This is a genomic window from Sphingomonas sp. AC449 (genome assembly GCF_979253475.1).
In genome coordinates, this window is sequence record NZ_CEEDCZ010000027.1 from 1 (window position 1) to 1907 (window position 1907).

2 protein-coding genes and 1 pseudogene are annotated in these 1907 nt (G+C 60.5%); all 3 read right to left on the reverse strand.

From position 1 onward, the window contains the following. Positions 1 to 481 precede the first annotated feature (481 nt). Positions 482 to 661 (reverse strand): hypothetical protein, encoded by a 180-nt coding sequence (locus AC0CH3_RS17670; RefSeq protein WP_354304489.1) that lies wholly within the window; start codon positions 659 to 661, stop codon positions 482 to 484. A 53-nt stretch (positions 662 to 714) separates the two neighbouring features. Further along, positions 715 to 915 (reverse strand): annotated as a pseudogene (locus AC0CH3_RS17675) (hypothetical protein); the annotation flags it as partial. 214 nt (positions 916 to 1129) lie between these two features. After that, entirely contained in the window at positions 1130 to 1501 is a 372-nt protein-coding gene (locus AC0CH3_RS17680) for a metallophosphoesterase family protein (RefSeq protein ID WP_354304487.1), read from the reverse strand. Positions 1502 to 1907 lie beyond the last annotated feature (406 nt).

Genomic DNA, 1907 nt, shown 5'->3' on the forward strand with positions numbered 1-1907 from the left:
GGTCATCGCCTCGTTATAGCCCAGGATCATCTTGTGGCGGGTCGTCTGGGAGCGACGCAACGCTGCGGAGCAGGGGTGGCTTCGGTACGGGAACGCCCGGTATCGATACCCCCTCTGCTATCCGACGACGCCGAAAGCACAGCCGGACGCGCAAAGGGTGACGGCCGTGTGTTTCATGCCGTGGATGGTGGATCGTTGGCGGTTTTCGGACGGAACGACGTGCTGCATGACGGGATCGATGCCACCGCGAAGGACATCGCTTCGAGACTTGCCGGTCGAGGGGGGCGAACGAGCTATGCCGCGGGACGTGGAAACTGGCGCGTGGTGTCCGGGACCGACTGCGCCGGTAACATATTCCATAGCAAGATACTGCGACGGGACGATCAGTTTGCCATTGTCGCGTTGCGATACCCGGCAAACGCGCCGCGCTTTCGGTCAATCGCGACACGGATCGGCGCATGTTTCGCCATGCTGAATTAGATCAATGTGGTTCAGAACCGGTCGCATCGTAGCGATACAAGTCCCGACTGCGCATGAAGGATTTAAGTAACGTGCCATATTGCGTATAGGTCGCGTAGCGTCCGGCGAGCGCATCGGCATAAGCGTCCGGATCATCGACGTGGCGTCGCGCTTCGGCATAGGCCCGGTGCGTGGCAAGCAAGCGGCCATGCACCTCGATGCATCGGCCAGCGTGGCAAACTTTGGAAACGCTGCGCGGATGTGAACGGATCGACCGCTGCGCGATTCCTCGCGCATGCGGACCGTCACGCAGGGCTGGCCCGCCGCCGCCTTGATACCGAAAGGATTGTTCGAGCCGGGGGGCATGTGCCTGCCCTCACCGCTTTCCAGAAGCGATTGCGCGATGCTCATCGAGGTGGGTACAATGCCAGCGCTGGCGCGAACGACGGGCTGCATCGATCACGTTGGCGGGAGGCTCGCGCCCAGCACGCCGTGCAGGACCGGTGTGCGATACCAGTCTCGGCACGGGCACGACGGCAGTGCGCGGCTCCACTGGGATCGAGCCATGCGCGGGACCGATGCGAAGCCGCGCTTCCGGGGTGGCCATCGTATCAAAATTGGCGGTCGGATCGTCGAGGTTGTTCCGGTGCATGAGCGGTGCCGGCAGCAGCTAAATGCCGTCCTCCATCTCCTGCGGATCGGGTTCTGTCAGGATAATGACGTTGGCAGTTCGACGAGCCCTCACTCGGTCCCACAGACCGCCGTTGCGCGCATAATCATGGTTGCCTGGCAGCAGCCACCAGCGGCAGGGATAGCGCTCCATCTGGGACAGTGCCTGGACGATGGTTCGGTCTTCAGGGCCTTCGGTATCGGACACGTCGGCAGCTACCAGCACGTGGCCGGCATCATGGACGCGAGCGGCTTGACCAATGGCGTCGATCGCATCGAAGCGGGCTTCGATAAAAGCCACTCTGACCTCGAGTTCTAGGCAACCAAACGCCTTGTTGAGTTGCCAGTCGGCACTGTGCAGAACGCGCACCATTCACTACCCTTGCCGGCGTCTCGCCTGCTCCAGTTTCTATGGAACGTCTAGCGAACAGTCGGGGTGCGAGGAAACCTCCAGATCGCTGCCCAGGTACTCCCCCGTAGTTTACACCCTCGTGATGGCTATTTGCTCCCCAAAACGGATCAGACAGGGAACACGGAGTTTTGTCATCGGGAGATAGTCAGCATTCAAGCGCGCTGATCCGCGCGCTTAAGTCACTGCGGAAAAAGGAAAATGGCGTGCTCTTCAACGGATGACTTTGTATCCGGATCTAGGCGAATCTTATGCGGATTTGACAGCACACCTTACGCAAGCTTTGGAATGACTGAGCTGCCGCATGCTCTCGACAAGTTGATGAACGAACGGCTGCTTTTTGCGATCACCGCCCGATAGCGGACAGGCT